This is a genomic window from Xanthomonas sp. NCPPB 1325 (assembly GCF_041477645.2).
Classification (GTDB): Bacteria; Pseudomonadota; Gammaproteobacteria; order Xanthomonadales; family Xanthomonadaceae; genus Xanthomonas; species Xanthomonas cannabis.
On sequence record NZ_CM192985.1, the window covers coordinates 798,609 to 816,633 of the forward strand.

The 18,025-nt window shown below is 65.6% G+C and carries 16 protein-coding genes; 5 read left to right on the forward strand and 11 right to left on the reverse strand.

Annotated elements, in window-relative coordinates; all coding sequences use genetic code 11:
* Positions 1-67 precede the first annotated feature (67 nt).
* The 3 genes from ACCQ10_RS03205 to ACCQ10_RS03215 all read left to right on the forward strand — a co-directional run bounded on the left by ACCQ10_RS03205 (position 68) and on the right by ACCQ10_RS03215 (position 5,654).
* Positions 68-391 (forward strand): DUF4880 domain-containing protein, encoded by a 324-nt coding sequence (locus tag ACCQ10_RS03205; protein ID WP_166767848.1) that lies wholly within the window; start codon positions 68-70, stop codon positions 389-391.
* Positions 392-1,070: 679 nt separating this feature from the next.
* Positions 1,071-3,503 carry a TonB-dependent receptor plug domain-containing protein gene (locus ACCQ10_RS03210; RefSeq protein ID WP_372362199.1) on the forward strand — a complete coding sequence of 811 codons (2,433 nt, stop codon included), beginning with the start codon at positions 1,071-1,073 and terminating at the stop codon, positions 3,501-3,503.
* A gap of 69 nt (positions 3,504-3,572) precedes the next feature.
* Positions 3,573-5,654, forward strand: coding sequence for an Atxe2 family lasso peptide isopeptidase (locus ACCQ10_RS03215; RefSeq protein ID WP_372362200.1), 2,082 nt, complete (start codon positions 3,573-3,575; stop codon positions 5,652-5,654).
* Between the two features lie 68 nt (positions 5,655-5,722).
* Here the strand turns inward: ACCQ10_RS03215 and ACCQ10_RS03220 are convergent, their stop codons facing one another.
* The 6 genes from ACCQ10_RS03220 to ACCQ10_RS03245 all read right to left on the reverse strand — a co-directional run bounded on the left by ACCQ10_RS03220 (position 5,723) and on the right by ACCQ10_RS03245 (position 10,779).
* Positions 5,723-7,456, reverse strand: coding sequence for a lasso peptide isopeptide bond-forming cyclase (locus ACCQ10_RS03220; RefSeq protein ID WP_372362201.1), 1,734 nt, complete (start codon positions 7,454-7,456; stop codon positions 5,723-5,725).
* Positions 7,456-8,130, reverse strand: coding sequence for a lasso peptide biosynthesis B2 protein (locus tag ACCQ10_RS03225; RefSeq protein ID WP_372362202.1), 675 nt, complete (start codon positions 8,128-8,130; stop codon positions 7,456-7,458). The genes ACCQ10_RS03220 and ACCQ10_RS03225 overlap by 1 nt, the downstream gene beginning before the upstream one ends.
* A 114-nt stretch (positions 8,131-8,244) precedes the next feature.
* On the reverse strand, positions 8,245-8,391 hold the full coding sequence (locus tag ACCQ10_RS03230) for a benenodin family lasso peptide (protein WP_372362203.1): 147 nt from the start codon (positions 8,389-8,391) through the stop codon (positions 8,245-8,247).
* Between the two features lie 48 nt (positions 8,392-8,439).
* Positions 8,440-8,580 (reverse strand): lasso peptide xanthomonin 1, encoded by a 141-nt coding sequence (locus tag ACCQ10_RS03235; protein ID WP_016903879.1) that lies wholly within the window; start codon positions 8,578-8,580, stop codon positions 8,440-8,442.
* A 260-nt stretch (positions 8,581-8,840) separates the two neighbouring features.
* Positions 8,841-9,572: a GntR family transcriptional regulator gene (locus tag ACCQ10_RS03240; protein ID WP_372362204.1), complete on the reverse strand. Its 732-nt coding sequence runs from the start codon at positions 9,570-9,572 to the stop codon at positions 8,841-8,843.
* A 181-nt stretch (positions 9,573-9,753) separates the two neighbouring features.
* Entirely contained in the window at positions 9,754-10,779 is a 1,026-nt protein-coding gene (locus ACCQ10_RS03245) for an alpha/beta hydrolase (RefSeq protein WP_372362205.1), read from the reverse strand.
* A gap of 771 nt (positions 10,780-11,550) precedes the next feature.
* Here ACCQ10_RS03245 and ACCQ10_RS03250 point away from each other — a divergent pair.
* Positions 11,551-11,868: a hypothetical protein gene (locus ACCQ10_RS03250; RefSeq protein ID WP_039411184.1), complete on the forward strand. Its 318-nt coding sequence runs from the start codon at positions 11,551-11,553 to the stop codon at positions 11,866-11,868.
* Positions 11,869-11,932: 64 nt separating this feature from the next.
* Here ACCQ10_RS03250 and ACCQ10_RS03255 read toward each other — a convergent pair whose 3' ends face one another.
* From ACCQ10_RS03255 to ACCQ10_RS03265, 3 genes are all read right to left on the reverse strand, one after another.
* Positions 11,933-12,820, reverse strand: a complete 888-nt coding sequence (locus ACCQ10_RS03255; RefSeq protein ID WP_372362206.1) for a DUF1932 domain-containing protein — start codon at positions 12,818-12,820, stop codon at positions 11,933-11,935.
* Positions 12,821-13,210: 390 nt separating this feature from the next.
* Entirely contained in the window at positions 13,211-14,800 is a 1,590-nt protein-coding gene (locus ACCQ10_RS03260; protein ID WP_179453591.1) for an SDR family NAD(P)-dependent oxidoreductase, read from the reverse strand.
* Between the two features lie 175 nt (positions 14,801-14,975).
* Positions 14,976-15,107, reverse strand: a complete 132-nt coding sequence (locus ACCQ10_RS03265; RefSeq protein WP_372362207.1) for a hypothetical protein — start codon at positions 15,105-15,107, stop codon at positions 14,976-14,978.
* Between the two features lie 57 nt (positions 15,108-15,164).
* On the opposite strand from ACCQ10_RS03265, the gene ACCQ10_RS03270 reads away from it, so the two are divergent.
* Complete coding sequence (locus ACCQ10_RS03270; protein ID WP_372362208.1) at positions 15,165-16,139, forward strand: glutathione S-transferase family protein; 975 nt, start codon at positions 15,165-15,167, stop codon at positions 16,137-16,139.
* 187 nt (positions 16,140-16,326) lie between these two features.
* Here ACCQ10_RS03270 and ACCQ10_RS03275 read toward each other — a convergent pair whose 3' ends face one another.
* Both ACCQ10_RS03275 and ACCQ10_RS03280 read right to left on the reverse strand, forming a co-directional pair.
* Positions 16,327-16,797: a DUF4126 family protein gene (locus tag ACCQ10_RS03275; protein ID WP_372363040.1), complete on the reverse strand. Its 471-nt coding sequence runs from the start codon at positions 16,795-16,797 to the stop codon at positions 16,327-16,329.
* 281 nt (positions 16,798-17,078) lie between these two features.
* Positions 17,079-18,005, reverse strand: coding sequence for a CPBP family intramembrane glutamic endopeptidase (locus ACCQ10_RS03280; protein ID WP_372362210.1), 927 nt, complete (start codon positions 18,003-18,005; stop codon positions 17,079-17,081).
* Between the last annotated feature and the right edge of the window lie 20 nt (positions 18,006-18,025).

Consider the following 18,025-nt stretch of genomic DNA (forward strand, 5'->3'; position numbering starts at 1 on the left):
CCGCCGGAAGATGCTGGTAGCATCGTGCGCGAGGGCGCAGCAGACGGCCCGTCGGGAGTCACCAGCCATGCGTGCAGAGTCCGGGCGCATCCACGCGCAGGCGGCCGCCTATCTCGTTCGACGCGGCAGCGAGACTGCTGCCGAGCGCGCTGCGCGCGAGGCGTGGCTGGCTGCCGATCCGCGCCATCGTGCGGCCTACCAGCAGTTGCTCGAGGTGGACGAACACGCATCGGCAGTGCTGGATGACCCCGAGTTGCAGGCCGCCACCGCACGCGATCTGGAACTGCTGACGCCGGCCTCTGCCCGGCGTCGTCGCTGGCCCTGGCTGTTGCTGGCAGCGATGCTGGTTGCCGCGATCGGCTATGCGGTGCATCACCTGCTGGTGCAGTAGCGCGCACTCAGCGCTCGGCACTCAGCAAACCGCACTGCGTGTTGCAGAAACCGTTGAATGTGCGCTCTGTTGCAGCGCTGCCTGCATATTGCACACGTTGCTGGTAGGGCATTGCGCTTGCGCAACATCACTTGTTGTCGGGGGACGCAATGGCGATGGTGCCGCGCCCAGGACGCGAAGGATGCACATGCAAGCACGACGGGCAGTAGCGGGGCGCGGTGTGGGTTTGGGGCCTATACCGCAGATTGGGGTATGGCTTGTATCGCGGCAGCCGCCGCGCACACATGGCGTGTCGCAATGCATGGCCGCGCAGCATGTGCAGCACCAGTGGTGCAAGCCATACGCAACGCGCTGATGCGCCTGCGAAGGTAGCCACGGCAGCGCGTGCGCTGGTGATGGCGATGCGGGTATAGCGCGCTGGACGCAGAGCAGGTGGTAGGGGAAGAGCAAGAGCGCCCACAGCGATGACGTGTCGGGCCCGGCTGGGTACCGAGCCACTGTGCGTGGGCGATGATTGCTCGTGAATCAAACGGTTAGCGATACTGATCACTGCTTCCGCGTTGCGGTATGCGTGTTTCAGCAGTCAGGTGCAGGACCGATCTTGCTCAGCTGGCGATGCGCTCCGGGCGAACCGGGCGCGCTGTCGGCGGGCCAACCCAGGCAGGCCAAAGGACGCAGCATGAAGACACGCACATTACGCGACGCCATTTCTATCGCCCTGTTCGCCGTGGCAAGCGGGACGGCAGGTGCGGTGGCGGCGCAGGCGGCGACAAGACCTCCGGCAGCGGCGCAGAAGACGCCGGCAGCCGTGGCGACGAACGCAGCCCCGCCGCCCGGTGCCAGTGCCCCGGAGGCAGCAAGTGCGGCAGTCCTGCCGGCGCAAACCGCCGCAACCGAGTTGGAGTCCATCGAAGTCACCGGCACGCGCATCAAGGGCGGTACCGTGCCGTCGCCGGTAATCGCGATCAACGCGGCGCGTATCCAGGAAGAGGATTTCGGCGATCTGGGCGAGGTGATCCGCAGCGTGCCGCAGAACTTCTCCGGTGGACAGAACCCGGGGGTGTTGAGCGGCAATCTGGCCGGGGCCGGCAATGCGAACCAGAACATGACCGGTGGCGCGAGCCTTAACCTGCGCGGGCTGGGTGCCGACGCCACGCTTACCCTGCTCAATGGGCGTCGTCTGGCGTATGGTGGCTTCACCCAGGCGGTGGATCTCAGCGCAATCCCGGTGGAGGCCGTGGAGCGGCTGGAGATCGTGGCCGACGGTGCGTCGGCAATCTATGGGTCGGACGCGGTGGGTGGCGTCGGTAATGTGATCCTCAAGCGCGACTACGACGGGGTGAGCGTTGGCACGCGCTTCGGGCGGGCCACGCAAGGCGGGCTCACCTCGCGGCAATACAGCGTTACGGCCGGCACCACCTGGCGCAGTGGTGGAGTGATCGCGACCTATCAGGACGCGTCCGCAGACCCCATCTACAGCCGTCAGCGTAGTTACACCACTCAACTCACCGACCCGTCCACGCTGTATCCGGGCAGCGACCTGCGCAGCGGGCTGCTGAGTGCCTACCAGGCGCTGGGCGACAACGCCGAATTGCGCCTGGATGCGTTACGCACTGAACGCGACCAATTGCACTTTTATGCTGTCAGTGGCCGCAACAGCCGGGTCACGCCGACCACCACCAGCCTGCTGTTGTCGCCGAGCCTTGCGGTGTGGTTGCCCAACGACTGGACGCTGACATTGGGCGCCACCGACGGCAACAGCAAGCACGATCAATACCGCCAGGAAACGGCGCTGGCCAGCGGTGCGGTGAGCGTGACCGACCTGTGCTACTGCAACGACAGCCGCAGCTACGAGCTGGGCGCCGAAGGGCCGCTGCTTGCGCTGCCGGCAGGCGATGCGCGCCTGGCCGCCGGGGTGGGGTATCGCAGCAACACGTTCCGCAACATCAACCACGTCAACGGCGTGGAGACGATCGACGGCAGCGAAAGCGCGCGCTTCGCCTATGCGGAGGTGAGCCTGCCAGTGGTGGACCCGGCGCAGGGCGTGCCCGGTGTGCAGCGACTGACGCTGACAGCGGCGGTGCGCGGGGAGGACTACAGCAGCTTCGGCGGGGTGACAACGCCCAAGTTCGGTGCGCTGTATGCGCCTGGCAGCGATGTGACGCTCAAGGCCTCATGGGGCAAGTCGTTCAAGGCGCCCACGCTGTTCGAGCGCAACTATGCGCAGGAGGCATGGCTGTTCCAGCCGGGCGCGTTCGGCGGGGTAGGCTTTCCCGCCGGGACGACGGTGCTGGTGGCCGATGGCGGCAACCAGGATCTGCAGCCGGAGCGCGCCATTACCCGCTCAGTCTCGCTGGCCTGGCACCCCGAGGCGCTGGATGGCCTGGAGGCGGAGCTGACCTGGTTCGGGGTGGACTACAGCAACCGCGTACTGCAGCCGATCGCCAATGCCAGCCAGGCCTTGCGCAATCCGATCTACGCGCCCTTCGTGGACCGTACGCCGACAGCGCAGGCGCAGGCCGATGTGATCGCGCTCGCCGGCCGGTTCTCCAACTTTGCCGGCGTCGCCTACGACCCGAGCCGGGTGGCGGCAATCATCTACACGCAGTACGCCAACGTGGCACAGCAGGACATCGAGGGCCTGGACCTGAGCGGCAGCTACCAGGTGGCGTTGGCGCGCGGCACGCTGACCCTGCGGGGCTCGGCGAGCTGGCTGGACAGCACGCAGCAGACATTGCCCGCGCAACCGACGTTCGATCTGTCCGGCACGCTGTTCAACCCGCCCAGGCTGAGCAGCCGCGTGGGCGCGGTGTGGAAACAGGGCGGGCTCACTGCCTCGCTGTTCGGCAACTACCGCGGCGGGGTGCGCAACCGCGCCGATGGGATGGAGTCGGCATCATTCACCACCTTCGATATGGCATTGCGCTACGCCACCGGTGCACGCCGCGATGCATGGGCCGGGCTGGAATTCGGGGTGTCGGTGGACAACGCCTTCGATCGCGATCCGCCGCTGTATCGGGTGACCTCGCCGCTGTACGTGGCGCCGTACGACTCAACCAACTATTCGGCGATTGGTCGCTTCGTGAGCGTGTCGGTGTCCAAGCACTGGTGATGCGTGGGCTGCCTGCTGCAGCCAATGTACTGGCGATGGTCCTTGAGCGTTGCTGAGAGGAGTGTGTGTGTGAGGAATCACAAACCATGGCGCCTGCTGCTTGCAGGCGTGCTGATGGCGGCAGGTGCGTGCGTGGGCCATGCGCAAACGGTATCGCCCCAGCGATTGCTGGAGGTGGTGGATATTGGCAGCCCCACGCTGTCGCCGGATGGCCGCAGCGTGGCCTTTCGCACCGAGCAGGCAGCGGTGCAGCGCAATACCTACGACAGCGTCTGGTACGTGCAGGGCCTGCAGGACGCTGCGCCCAGACGCGTCGCCGATGGCGGCGTGCCGTTGCGCGATTCGGCAGGCGGGTCCTTGCCTGCAAAGGTGCTGTGGTCGCCGGATGGGCGCTGGCTGTACTACCGCGCGTTGATCGATGACGTGATTGCGGTGTGGCGCGCGGCGGCGGACGGGTCCGGCGCGCAAGCGGTGACCCACGATGCGGCCGACGTGCAGGAGTTTTCGCTGGACGCGGATGGGCGGGTGCTGCGTTACCGCGTCGGTGCCACGCGCGCGCAGGTCATGGCGGCCGAACAGGACGAGTATGCGCAGGGCATCCGGATCGACGAGACGGTACCGCTCGGGCAAGGCCTGTTCCGTTCGGGCAATGTCGACGGGCGCCTGGCCACGCAGCGTTTCGGCTCGGTGTGGTTCGACCGTGCCGGGCTATCGGCGGGAGTGCCGGCACGGTGGATCGCGCTGGATCTGGCGACTGGGGCCACCCAGGTGCTTGCCGATGCGCAGCGACCTGACGCAGAGCCCGGCGTCAGCGCGCTGCGCGGCCTGGTCGGCGATGTGTGGAAATCTGCGCGCGCGCCACAGGGCGGCGCGGTAGCGGTATTGTCGCGCGTGGGCGACGGCACTGGGCAGCTGTCGCGGCCGGACGTGGCGCTGTCGGTAGTACCGGGTGCTGGCGCACGCAAGGCAGTGCAGTGCGTGGCGGCAGCCTGCGTGGGCAAGGCGATCAGTGGCATGCAGTGGCGCCCCGGGAGCACGGAGGTGCTTTTCACCATCACCAATCCCGCCTTGGGGCTGGCGCAATCCATCCACCGCTGGGACCCGGCCAGTGGGCAGGTGCAACTGGTGGTGCAGGGCGGTGGGTTGGTCAATGGCGGGCGCGATCCATCGGCACCCTGCGGCGCATCGGCTACGGCACTGGTGTGCGTGACGGCCGATGCCGATCGCCCGCCACGCCTGGAACGCATCGCGCTGCACGACGGCACGCGCGCCGTCCTGTTCGACCCCAATGCGGCGTTGGCGGTGGACATGGCAAACGCGACGCCCGCGCGTCTGTTGCAGTGGACCGACAGCCGCGGGCGACACTACAGCGGGCGGTTCTTTGCGGCACACGGCCACACCGACGGCCAGGCGCCCTTGTTCGTTACCTACTACAGTTGCCCGGGCTTCGTCCGCGGAGGGGTTGGCGACGAGTGGCCGTTGGCGGCGTTTGCGCAACTGGGAATCGCGGCGCTGTGCATCAACCAGTTGCCCGGCTACACCATGGATGCGGTGGAACGGCACGGCGAAGGGCTGGCGGCGGTGGACAGCGCGGTGGCGTTGTTGTCGTCGCAGGCCGGCATCGATCGCACGCGGGTGGGCATGGGCGGGCTGAGCTTCGGCGGTGCGGTGACCTTGTGGACGGCGACCGAATCGAACCTGCTGGCCGCCGCTTCGGTGGCCAACCCGGTGGTGTCGCCGTCGTACTACCTGTTCGGCAGCATGAAGGGCGAGCCCTTCCTCAAGGGGCTGCGCGAGATGTGGGGCCTGGGTGCACCGGAGCAGACACCCGAGCGGTGGAAGGCACTGTCGCCGGCGTTCAAGCTGGAGCGGATTCGCGCGCCCATCCTGTTCCAGCATTCCGAGCAGGAGTACCTATACGCACTGGATTATGTGATTCCGCTGCTAAGTGCGCAGCGTGCCGAACTCTATGTGTTTCCGAACGAGCCGCACCAGAAGTTTCAACCCCGGCACAAGTTGGCGGTGTATGCACGCAATGTGGACTGGTTTCGTTTCTGGTTGCAGGACTACCAGGACGCTGCGCCGGAAAAGGCCGCGCAGTACGCGCGCTGGCGCGCAATCAAGGCGGCACTGCCGGCGCGTGGCAACTAGCGTGCGTGGTGCGGCTGGCGTGTGGCACGTTGGTGCGGGCGACACGCATCTACGCAGCGCAGGCAACGTCAGCGCTGATGACAGACCCAGTTCTCGACCGCACACAGGTCGAAGATGCGCATGACGCTGTGGTCGCTGTCGGCCGATGTGTGGTCGAAATGGTGGCGCAGGGCATCGGCGTCCAGTAGCCCTTGGCCTGCAAGCCGGCCCTGCAGCAGATAATCGCGGATCTGCTGCCTGCCCCGACGATAGACCGCGCCGGAGTAGTTCATGAAGGTGCCTTTGCTGCGGCGATGCAGGATCTGCGCAGGCAGCACATCCGCAAACGCATCGCGTGCCACAGCGCGATTGCGGCCGCCAGCGATCCACATCCAGCTCGGCACTGTCAGGCAGGCCTCCACCACCGGTTGCGACAGCAGCGGCATGCGCAGGTGCCACGACGCACTGCGTGCCAGCCCATCGCGGAACACCTGGGTGCCGGCCAGATCGACGATACGTTCGCGGTCACCGGGCAGGCTGTCGGGTGGGGCATCGAACCAGGGATGTGATTGCAGTGGAACCGCAGCCTGCGTGCCTGGCAGGAACGATCGCTCCGGCGTGCGTGGCGGTCCGGCCTTGGCGAGGAGTTTCTTGATCGTTAGCCTGCCTGCTTTCCAGAGCGTGCACTGGTGCAGTTCGGCAAGCGCATGGACTGCGCTGACGCCGGCGCGCAGGCCGCCTGCACGGAAGGCATCTGCGGCGGGCGCGGCGGTTCTGGTGTTGCAGAACACGGTGTCGCCACCGCCGCCGGAAAAGAAACTGGTAATGGCCAGCTGCGTGCCGATCGCTTCTTTCAGCGCATTGGAGGCATGTTGCAGAAACCAGGTGCTGGGCACGACCGCATGTGCCGGCGGTGCGAAATCGACCGGTGCAGCGTCGAACCCCAGGGTGCGCACGATCAGCTCGGTGCCCAACAGGTCGCTCATCTGCCGGGCATAGTGCCGCTCGTCGGCGCCAGGCACCGGCGTGACCAAGTTGCAACATGCCACGCGCGCGGTGGTGTCTTTCAGGCATGCGGCGAGGATGGAGGAGTCCAGCCCGCCAGAGAGTTCCAGCAGCACGGACACATCGGTCTGCGCCCAGCACGTGACGCTGGCGGCCACCGCCTGACGTACCTGCGCCTGTGCGTCGAGTGGGTCATGCCGGCGCTGCGGTGCTGCGACGAAATCCCAGGGGCTCCAGACCTGTTCGACACTGCTGCGGTCGGACTGGATGCGCAGTTGGCTGCCCGGCAGCACTTCGCGCACCCCGACCAGCCCGGTGCGCTCGGTCTTGAGGTGCGGGTAGCGCAGATGGTGAGCGATGGAGTCCCAATCGATCTCACGCGTGTACAGACCCGCATGCGTGGCGATCGAGATGTCTGAAGTGACGAAGCCATGCTGTAGCGCGTAGACGCAGGCCACGCCGCCGGAGGGCTCGCGCATGAAGGTGACAGTGCTCGGCGCCTCGTGCGGTGCGTGCAACAGCAGGTACTCGCCCCAGTACGCATCGATCAGGTGCCATGTTCGCTGTGCTGCCGACAGTGCATGCAGCGATGCGCCGTCCAGCAAGGGGGCATTGTCGCGCCGCGAAAAGACATGGCCGATCAGTGCACCGCCACCAGGCAGGTCGAGCACGGGCGTGTCGTCTGATGCGTACAGATCGATGTATTCCGTGCGTTGCCGTGGAAGCAGCCCGATCTGTCGCAGTGCCTCATCGACAGCGACGCGGTTGCCCTCGCGGCGTGTGTGCGGATGCTTGAGCAGGGCGATGTAGCGGTACATCACACCACCCGGATGGGCGTATGCGCGTGGACGTTTCCAACCGTGTCGTTCAAGACCAGATCGCCGGCCTGCACCCAGCAATGCGCCGAAAACGGATCGAGCGCAACGCCGAAGACAATCCGGGCATCGAGCTGGCGTCTCCGCAGGAATCTTGCCAACGCGACCGAATCGAGCAGGCAGCGCATCTCGACCGGCACCCACAGGCGTGCGTGCCTGAAGACCGATGCCGCATCGGTGAGCCGTTGCTCGAGTCCGGCGACCGAACATTGCTGCATCCCCCGTTGCTGAACTCCAGCGGAGAGGCTGCCGAGTATCTTACTGAGCGGAGTGCGCTTCAGCGCCAGGCGTGTGGACAGCACAAGCGCAAGCACCTCGAGCGTTTCAAACAGCTGTGGTCGTCGCGCTGGTATGGGCATTTCTATCGCGCTACGCGCGACCGGCATGACGGAAGGCTGCGGGCAGGCGGCCGCTTGCGCGCCTTCCACCAGCAGTCCCGGTTCGACAAGCGCATTGATCTCCAGCTCCGATACCGGGTCGTGCGCGAGATAGGCGAGCAGGGAGTGTTCTTGTGCACTTGGTAGACGGAAGTAGCGGTCGTTGCCGACATCCAGGAACACCAGGCGCTCGCCGATGCGGCAAAACGATAGGTCGTCGCGCAAGGTGTAGCGCTGCATGGCGTGGTCCTGGAGAGAGAGAGAAGGGGCGCACCGCTGGAGTGCGCCCCGTGGCCTGGGAAGTGACGCATCGGCATGTACAGCCGAGTGGCGACTGCCGCGCGTTAGCCGTGCCTAGTCCTGGCTGATGCCCAGCGTGGTGGTGCCACCCATTTCCTCGCCGGCCAATGGCCCGCCCTGTGTATCCAGGCTGGCGACCCCGAGCACGATGAGATCCTGGTCCAACGCCGTGGTACGAGTGTTGTCGTTGCTGGTATCCATGGTTTCTACTCCTGGTGGGAGAGGCGTGCGCATAGGCACGCCTCGGGTTCACTCTTCGGAAATGCCCGGCACATTGAAGCCGCCGATTTCTTCGCCAGCGAGCGGGCCGCCCTTGGTGTCGGTGCTGGCAACGCCGAGCACCGTGATCTCGCTGGATGCATCGCTGTGGGTGGTGTCATTGATGTTCATCGCTGTCTCCTGGTTGTGTCATGGGATCCATGACACCAACACGTTAGGAAACGGGACTGTTGATTTTCAAATGATTAAGTCGTAACACCGCAATAATTAAATTCACTGTGTGACCGCCATCGAAGATGGCCGTGGAAACTTTGCCGGTGGCGTCGCATCGCGCCGCACATGCCGCATCAGGTGCACGTTGCCGGCAGTGCGCCGGCGCAGCATGCAGATCTTGCGAGGCCATGCGCTGGCGACAGTCAGCCGCCAAACCGTCAAGCCTGACGGCTGCGCTCATGCATGGCGGCCACGATGCGCGGCACGGCCTGGATGCGGCGCACGTGATAGGCATGCATCGCCGTTTGCAGCGCCGCAAGGTCGTGCCGCTGCCAGTGCAACGTGAGCTCTGCCAGTTCTTCTTCGAGGGCGTCGAGCAGGCCATGTTTGGCACGTCGCACCGGGGCCAATCGGTCATTGGTCTGCCTGACGGCTTGATGCAGCGACCAATGCGCAGTGGCGTGGGCAATGGCGTCGAAGAGCTTCCAGGTCTCCTTAATCACATCTGCAGGGGCTGTGGTGGGCTCCTGCTCGCCGGGGGCATGCGGCATCGATGCAACGCCGATTTCGCAGGCCATCTGCAACAGGCGATCCATCCAGTCATAGAGATCCCGCAGCGCGACCTCAGTGAGCAGCGGTACCTGCAAGCCATAGCGTGCGTGATCGATGAGCAGGCCTTCGCCAACCAGGCGATACAGCGCAAAGCGCACCGGCGTGGGGCTGACCTTGAACTCTTTAGCCAGTGTTCCCGGGTCGATGCGCTGACCGGGCGGATACCGGCCGGATTGTAGTGCGCGCCTGACCTGTGCGTAGGCGACAGCACGTTTGGAGTGGGACCCGGGCATGGCGAACTCCTTGTCTGACCTCGACTCTTCCCCTGGATGGATCGTACATGCAATGACTGTGGCGGGTGGCTGCTGCAGTAGCCTTTTCAGTCCCAGGCTGGGCACAGCGCGACGCGTGTTAGGCAGTTCCGAGCCAATCGCCTGTCCCGACAGTAATAGTTTTAATAACGTAGAAAAGAGAGAAAGCCGAGGGCCACCTGGTATGCCCGGGCGGCCCTCGTGCGTTGTACGTTATCTGTCCCTGCTATTGCGGGGCACCACCGCTGTGCCAAGCGCGGTGGCTTGTCTAGCGAAACGACTCACGTAGCCGCTTGCCTGCGTATTCCTGCGCGGCCTTCGCCTTGGCAACGACTGCCGCACAACCGAAGAACTCGTGCGTCACGCCGGTGTAGACCTCGCGCTCGACCGGTACATTGGCCTCCTTGAAGGCGTCTTCCAGCTTGGCGCCGTCGCTGCGCAGCGGGTCGATGGTGGCGTTGATGAGCGTCACCGGTGCCAGGCCGCGCAGGTTGGCGTTGACCAGATCCAGGCGCGTGTCCGCCTTGTCGGCATCGCTGCAGATCAGGTGGCCGACAAACCATTCGATCATGGCTTTGTTCAAGGGTTTGGCGATGGCGTTTTCGATATAGGACTCTGTGTGCAGGCTGCCGGTTTGCCCGACCGGGTAGACCGCCAGGATGTGCGTGGGTGCCTGCAGGCCCTTGTCACGCGCGGCCACGGCGGTGGCGATGGCCAGGTTGCCGCCTGCGCTTTCGCCTGCAAGGGCAACGCGCTGGGGATTGCCGCCGATGCTTGCCGCGTTGGCCAGCACCCATTCGTACGCGGCGAGTGCGTCGTCCCAGGCGGCGGGGAATGTGTGTTCGGGCGCTGGGCGATAGTCGACCGAGACGACGATGGCGCCAGTTTCCTTGGCTAGCCCGCGTGCGCCGCCGTCATACACCTGCGCGTTGGCAATCACCCAGCCGCCACCATGGAAGTAGACGATCACCGGCAGTTGCGTGCCGCCGCTAGGGGTATAGATCAGTGCCGGAAGATTGCCTGCTGGCGTCTCCAGCGTGTGCGCCGTGCGTTTGACGCCGGGCACCAGGACTTCCGGGTCGGTGGTCTTGCCCTGGTCCTGCAATACCTTGTTGACCGCATCGGCAATGGTGGGCTGCTGCCGTGCTTCCTGTGGCGTCAATTTTTCGATGGCCTTGGGTTCCAGCGCTTCGTGCGCCAGTGCTACCTGGTGCATGTCGTCATCGGCGCGAAGGGTGCCGATGATGTTTGCGAGGGTGTCGATGATGGGATTGGGTTTGCCGTTGTCGGTCATCTGCGCGTCTTCTGAGGAGTGGTGCGACGCTAGCGCCGATCTGATCAATGGTGTGGCAAGGGAGCACGACCGTTGTGCACGTGGTTGCAACAATTGAGCTCGCCTGGCCGCACGGCGACGCCGGAGCGGTTGGAGCAGGGGCAACGGGCCGCCCTTCACTGAGCGGGTGCGTTGGCCTGGACACTGATTGACCAGGGTGTGTCGTCGCTGCTGGCGTTGTGCGATTGCGCTGCGAACCATCTGCTGCGCGCGCAGCGCGGCAACGCGAGCCGCGTGCGTTGACGGATGAGTGACCGTTTCATGCCCCCAGGGCACGGGCAGCCTTGCAGGCGTGCACTGGCGCAGTCGCCCCATCGCCGGATAGGGCAACCAGCCGACGGCGTCTGAAATCAGCTGCCCGGACGCCGAACGCCGTACGGCATCGCAGCGTGGCAATGTGCCGAGATGCGCCGACCTAGTGCAGGTGCGTGAAAACCCAGCAGGCGCCACTCAGCAGCGTGACGTAGCCAGTGACAAGTGCCGCATGGATGGCACGTTGATGCGTTCTGATCAGCTGCATGCTTCCCCTCGCACACAAACAGTTGCTGTTGGAGTGCCGGCTCTGGATGTGCTCCGCATCCCACGAGATGAGCGGCCCATGGCCTCGTGTCCGACAGCGTGATGTTGGTGTGAAGGTGGGCGCCAATCCAATAGAAAATTCCTATGGCTCGATTCCGGAGCGGGCCCGCCGGCTCACGGCGTCTCGATTCGCCATTTTCGATCATTGCGCGCATGAATAGTGGTAACCAGATCACAGCGCGAACCGTGACTGTCGCGCCCGGCGACACGGGGCGCGCCGGCAGCAAGATCACCGTCGAGTTGTCTGCCCATCCCGACCCGCGGTGGCAGGCGTGCTTCCAGTTCGTGGTGCAAGGCCGCGACGGTTTTTTCATGGAGGCCAGGCCGGTGTTCGACCGCGGCAGCTTCGAGGGGATGGTGCCGCCGGCGCACGTGGATGGGTTTCGTCAGGAACTCAATGACGTCATCGCAGCGGCCAATGTGCTTGCACGTGCGCAGGCCAACAAAGACGCCCCGCCTCGACGCCGCTGAGCCTGGCAGGTGCGAGGTGGTGCGAGGGCAAGCGGTCAGGCCGCGAGGATGCGCGCCCACTGCGTCACCGCTGGCCTAGCGCCGCGGAGACCCGATCCAACCGCTCATTCAGTACCTCACGACCGGCATCGAGCGCGGTGTTGCCGATCCGCTGCTGCCACGCGGCAGTCGCCGATGCCATCTCGGCAGGCAGGCCCAGGGCGGCCACAGTGGCGGCAACCTCGTGCATCTCTGCCGCGCGGCGGACGCCGTGCACCATCATGCGCTCCATGTTGTAGCTGGCCTGCTCGCCCCAGGTGCGTTGTGGTGCAGACGCATTAAGCGATGCGATGACCTGGTCTTCGACACCTGCACGCCGTGCGGCGATGAAGCATTCGGCGCACAGCGCCTCGATACCCTTGACCATCACCGAGCGCAGCATCTTGATGGACGAGGCCTGGCCGACGAGGTCGCCAGTGATCTCGGGCCGCATGCCCAGCGCCTGCAGCACGGTCAGCGCGGCAGGCGCATGCGGGCCGCTCACCAGCAGCGGCACGTGGTGCCGTTGCGGCAGCACCGGGGCCATGACCGCAACGTCGACATAGCGGCCGCCAGCCGCTTCGATCACGGCCGCTGCCGCCTGTTTGGTGCCGGGTGCACACGAGTTGCAGTCCAGCCAGAGCGCTGCCTTGCGCAGGGCAGGCGCTGCTGCGTGTGCTGCCGCTTGCGCACGGTCGGCAGTGACCAGGCTGAAGACGATATCTGCCTGTTCCACTGCAGCTGCGGCGCTTTCGCAGCCCACCACGGCATGGTCGAGGTAGCGCGCATGCATGGCAGGTTGCGTCTCGGGGTGGTCGCTCTTGATGTCGTAGGCCGTGATCCGGCGCTGACCATCGAGTGCCCAACCCTCGTGGAATGCGCATGCGGCTTCGCCGAAGCCGATGAAGGCGAGTGCGCCGTACGGTGCTGACATGCAGGAGCTCCTGTGCCGCGGGTGGTCGATCAGGCGGGTGAGGGGTGTCTGATGCAACGCTAAGAGGTGCCGTCAAGCCGGACTGTCTTGGGTTGGATGAAGTGGCCCGTTCATGCGTTGCCTCGTTGATGCAACTTCAAACGCACGCAGGGCTCGGCGACGCGTTGCAGGTCTCCACCCTGACCTCATGCGTCTTGTACGTTAGGGCCAGCGATGCGAGGGACGACAGTTCAACATGCATGCCGAACCGGCACGGGGCCGGAGCGCGAACCGACGCGTGCTTCCGCGAATCAATGGACCGCCACGTGAGGCCTGCGCACGCACTGGCCGGTGCGCGTGTGCGGAGCCGGCATCGCATCACGATGCGGTGCGCCGGTGCGGCCTGATCCATCACCAATCCGTCGGCGCGTAATCCTTCAGGAACTGGCCCCACACGTGCTCGCCGGTATTGAAGCCGTGGATGATCGGGTCGACGATGCGGGCGGCGCCGTCGACGATGTCCAGCGGCGGGTGGAAGCGCTCCTGCTGGACCTTGAGCGCGGCAATGTCGGCCGGATCTTCGTCGGTGACCCAGCCGGTGTCGACGCTGTTCATGTGGATGCCGTCGTTTTGATAATCGGCCGCGGAGGTGCGCGTCATCATGTTCAACGCGGCCTTGGCCATGTTGGTATGCGGGTGACGTGTGGTCTTGAAGTTGCGATAGAACTGGCCCTCCATCGCCGAGACGTTGACGATGTGCTTGTCGCGTTCGGGCGTGCGCAGCATCAGGGGCTTCAGGCGCGCGTTGATGATGAACGGCGCGATGGCGTTGACCAGTTGCGTTTCCAGCAGCTCCACTGATGGCACTTCGGCCATCAGCAGGCGCCAGGAGTTGCGTCCGCGCAGATCGACCTGCTGCAGGTCCTGGTCCAGCCGGCCTTCGGGGAACAGGTGTTCCTGACCCACCAGCTCGTCGTCCAGCAGTGCGATCTGCGACAGCTCTGCAGCGCGGGTGAGGCCGTCTGCATCGTCGAGACCACGCCCATGCACGGCCGGCAGCGCGGTGGCCGATGCGTCGCGCAGCAATTCGGGCGTGCGCAGGCCTTCGTAATGGCCGACGAGTTGTTGCACCGTCTCCGGCAGGTCATGCAGGGCAGCGGTTTCGTTGGCCATCATGTGCGCATAGAACTGTGGTGGGCGGCGCACCGTCTGGCAGGCGTTGTTGATGATGAAATCCAGCCGCTCGCGGGTGGCCAGCAATTGGCTGCAGAAGGCCTCCACGCTGGGCGTGTGGCGCAGATCCAGGCCAAAGACCTGCAGGCGGTGGCCCCACTGCGCGAAATCCGGTTCTTCCGCATAACGGGCGGCCGAATCGCGCGGAAAACGCGTGGTGACGATCAATTCCGCGCCGGCACGCAGCAGCTTCAATCCGGCCTGATAACCGATCTTCACCCGCCCACCGGTGAGCAGCGCCACGCGCCCGCGCAGGTCGGCGGTTTCGGTGCGCTTGAAGAAATTGAGTTCGGCGCAGGCCGGGCACATCTGGTCGTAGAAGTGATGCAGCTGGGTGAACTTCTGCTTGCACACATAGCAGTGCCGCAGCTCCGGCGAGTGCAGCTGCTCCGGTGCCTCGGCGGCGTTCTCGCCGTTGTGCGCGTCGTGCAGGCCGGCGGCATGCGGCGGAAAGTAGTTCGGCGTGCTGAACACCGGCTTGCGCCGCAGTGCGCGGATGCCACGCTGCTCCAGCAGCGCTTCGGCCTTGCGCACCTTTTCCTGATGCCGCTCGCGTTCGCGCTGCTTGAGCAGCTGCCGCCGCGCCTTGGGCTCGGGGTGATAGACCTTGGCGACCACCTGATGCAGGCGCACGCGATCGGCCTCGGGCAAGGTGTCGAGCACACTGCGGTCGGCCTCGATGGCCTCCAGCAGATCCAGCGCCGCGCGCAGGCGGTCGGTCAGGGGCAGGTCGTCGTTGGCGGGCAGGGGCGGGGTGGTGGTGTTCAAGGCAGATCCGGGAAAGACGTTGGGCATCGGTCGCGTGCCAGGCACGCGTGAAGGAGGCCGCGGCAGGGAGCGGCGAGTGTGGGCGCCGGGCGGCCCCAAGGCGCGATGACGCGTTATTTTCACCGATCCGGGCAGGTTGGCGCCAATGCCGCCGGCCGGGTGGCCAGCCACCTAGCTACGACGATGCGTGACCGGCAACCGAGCGGCTGCCCAGGCGCTGCTCGCGCCCGCCGCGGATATGTGCAGGCCCGTCTTCGCTGCCTTTGCCTAGCGGCAAGCGGTGCGGTGTGGATGGCTTAGCGCTCACGCACCCTCCAGTGCTGCTGGGCTAGGGTGGCCGCTCATGCTGTGGCGGGAGAACACGATGGGCCTGTTGGTCGATGGCAAGTGGCAAGACCGGTGGTACGACACCGACAAGAGCGACGGGCGATTCGAGCGTTCTCAATCGCAGTTTCGCAACTGGGTGACACGCGATGGGTCGGCCGGGCCGCATGGCGAAGGTGGGTTCAAGGCGGCCGCGGGCCGCTACCACCTGTATGTGTCGCTGGCCTGCCCGTGGGCGCATCGCACGCTGATCTTTCGTCGGCTGAAGGGGCTGGAGGCCTTGATCGATGTGTCGGTGGTGCACTGGCTGATGGGTGAGCAGGGCTGGACCTTCGACCCTGGTCCGGGCGTGGTAGACGATCCGGTCAACCATGCCACGCGCTTGTACGAGGTGTATCTGAAGGCCGATCCGCGCTACTCCGGCCGCGTGACGGTGCCGGTGCTCTGGGACCGTGAGCGCGGCACGGTGGTGAGCAATGAATCGGCCGACATCATCCGCATGTTCAATAGCGCCTTCGACGACGTGGGTGCCCGCGCGGGCGATTACTCCCCTGCGCACCTGCGTGAGCAGATCGACGCGGTCAACGCACGCGTGTACGACACCGTCAACAACGGCGTTTACAAGGCGGGCTTTGCGACCACCCAACACGCCTACGAAGAGGCCGTGACGCCACTGTTCGCCTCACTGGACTGGCTTGAGGCGCGCCTTGGCCAGCAGCGCTATCTATGCGGCGACACCTTGACCGAAGCGGACTGGCGCCTGTTCACCACCTTGGTGCGGTTCGATGCGGTGTATGTGGGGCACTTCAAATGCAATCTGAAAAGGATTGCCGATTACCCGCAGTTGTCCGGCTTCCTGCGCGAGCTGTACCAGATGCCGGGAATCGCCGAGACGGTGAATTTCCAGCATATCAAGGGCCACTATTACCAAAGCCACGGCATGATCAATCCGACCGGAATCGTGCCGATGGGGCCGCTGCTGGATCTGGATGCACCCCACGGGCGTGGCGGTTGAAGTGCAGGCGTTTCAGGCAGCCTATGTGCCCGATTGCAGCTTGGCGATGGAGTGTGCAGCAAGGGTGGAACGCAATGGCCGAGGCGCCGGAAGCGCGCGCCTAACGCCAGGCGGGGTACTGCAGCACGGCCGTGCTGCGGCCACGGTGCAGAAGTCGAACCATGGCGTAGCACTGCATGCAGGCACGTCAGCGGGAATTAGCGCTTGCGGCGTCCCGGATGATCAAGGTGGCCGCTCCCACCGAGATGGCGTCTTCGACAATGCCGGTGCTGGTCTGGCCGTAGCGTTCGATGGCGCGCATGCGGGCGTTGAAGGTGAGATAGGCAGCGGCGACCGCGGTGGTTGCACCGAGCAGGGCGGCAATGCCACGTTGCTCGCGCGGCGCCAACGCAGTGCCGACGATGACGCCGGTGGCGATGCGGGCGATCATTCCGGGGAGCACGATGCGGTCCGGGGCGGTCTTCATCTTGTCGCCCGCCAGCTCACCGCCGGCCAGCGCCAGCATGCCCGCCGAGGCGACAGGGTTGGCAAGCAACGCCGGGGCGCCATTGTCAGCAGGAAGCTTGCCGGTGCGGGCGGCGTTGGCCACTGCTGCCAGCGGCGTCATCGAGCGCATGCCGGCGACGGCGCTCATCAGGATGGAATGAATCAAAGCCATGTGCACCTCTGCCTGTGGTCGACGAGCGCAAACCAATGGCACTGCGAACGTCACGCTGTTGTGGATCGCCACACACTAGGGCCGGGCATGTGTGGGCGCTGGCAAGACCTTGTGCACGCCGTGCATCGGTTGCGCCCGTATGCCGGTGCTTGCTGTTCGCCACGCGCCGCCGGGTGGCGGCGCGTGGCAACCGGGTGGTGCGTAGGTCATGCGGCGCGCAGCCTCTGCAGCTGCCGCCACAGCGAACGGATCAATAAGGCGTGCGAAATGCGGGCGTCGCCTCATTGCCTGGCGAACTGACCGCGGCGCCATGCCAGCCACACGACCGAGAGGCCGACGGCGAGGCAGACCAGCATGCCGACCAACGATGCTTCGGGGCCGAACGTGCCGCCGGTCAGCCATTCCGGCAGCGCGGCATTGAATGTACTGCGCGCGATGGCGGGGCCCGCTGCCACACCGGAGACGGCGGCGCCAAACAGGTAGCCCTGGGTGAAATTCCAGGCGGCATGCGCACCGATCGACACCCAGATGCGCCCGGTGAGCGCGTAGAAGGCGCCCATCATGACCCCGGCTTCCAGTGCGATGCAGAGCGCGGCAAACACCGTGGCATTGGGGTTGCCCAGATGGGAGATGCCGAACACTGCCGAGGACACTGCAAACGCCGTCCACGGGCCGAATGCACGCCACACCAGACGCAGAATGGCCGCACGCATCATCAGCTCTTCCACCACGCCGGCCTGCAGCGCTTTGCGAAGCGGCGTCCAGGCCGATGCCGGGCCGACGAACTGGATGTCGTACAGGCCGAACAGCGCCATGATGCCCATCACCGTGGCAAACATCGCGGCACCCGCCAACAGGCCGATGGTCAACTGCGGCAGCATGGGGCGTAATGCGATTTCCGATGGGGTGCGTTTTTCGGCCAGGCGGACCGCCAGCGTATAGATGCCCAACGCGACCAGCGCCCCGACCAGGCTGACCACGAACTGCACCGGCTCATTGGTCTTTGGCCACAGACTGCCGAGAAACCGCGTGACCACGCCGGTTGGAATGGCCACCAGGAAGAATAGCGCCACTGCCCAGCCGCATGCGCGCAGCCAGCGCAGCCGGCCGGGGCGCAGGACGCCACGCTCGCCCAGTTCGATGCGCTGCGATGCGTGCGTTGCTGGAGATGCCGCGAGGGGACCATTGAATTGCGTCATTGCATGCATGTGCGACTCCTTGTGGATGC

Excerpts from the sequence above, each read along its gene's own strand:
- ACCQ10_RS03205 (WP_166767848.1), top strand. The coding sequence starts at position 68 with ATGCGTGCAGAGTCCGGGCGCATCCACGCGCAGGCGGCCGCCTATCTC.
- ACCQ10_RS03210 (WP_372362199.1), top strand. The coding sequence starts at position 1,071 with ATGAAGACACGCACATTACGCGACGCCATTTCTATCGCCCTGTTCGCC.
- ACCQ10_RS03220 (WP_372362201.1), bottom strand. The coding sequence starts at position 7,456 with ATGTACCGCTACATCGCCCTGCTCAAGCATCCGCACACACGCCGCGAG.
- ACCQ10_RS03225 (WP_372362202.1), bottom strand. The coding sequence starts at position 8,130 with ATGCAGCGCTACACCTTGCGCGACGACCTATCGTTTTGCCGCATCGGC.
- ACCQ10_RS03230 (WP_372362203.1), bottom strand. The coding sequence starts at position 8,391 with ATGGATACCAGCAACGACAACACTCGTACCACGGCGTTGGACCAGGAT.
- ACCQ10_RS03235 (WP_016903879.1), bottom strand. The coding sequence starts at position 8,580 with ATGAACATCAATGACACCACCCACAGCGATGCATCCAGCGAGATCACG.
- ACCQ10_RS03245 (WP_372362205.1), bottom strand. The coding sequence starts at position 10,779 with ATGACCGACAACGGCAAACCCAATCCCATCATCGACACCCTCGCAAAC.
- ACCQ10_RS03250 (WP_039411184.1), top strand. The coding sequence starts at position 11,551 with ATGAATAGTGGTAACCAGATCACAGCGCGAACCGTGACTGTCGCGCCC.
- ACCQ10_RS03255 (WP_372362206.1), bottom strand. The coding sequence starts at position 12,820 with ATGTCAGCACCGTACGGCGCACTCGCCTTCATCGGCTTCGGCGAAGCC.
- ACCQ10_RS03270 (WP_372362208.1), top strand. The coding sequence starts at position 15,165 with ATGGGCCTGTTGGTCGATGGCAAGTGGCAAGACCGGTGGTACGACACC.
- ACCQ10_RS03275 (WP_372363040.1), bottom strand. The coding sequence starts at position 16,797 with ATGGCTTTGATTCATTCCATCCTGATGAGCGCCGTCGCCGGCATGCGC.
- ACCQ10_RS03280 (WP_372362210.1), bottom strand. The coding sequence starts at position 18,005 with ATGCATGCAATGACGCAATTCAATGGTCCCCTCGCGGCATCTCCAGCA.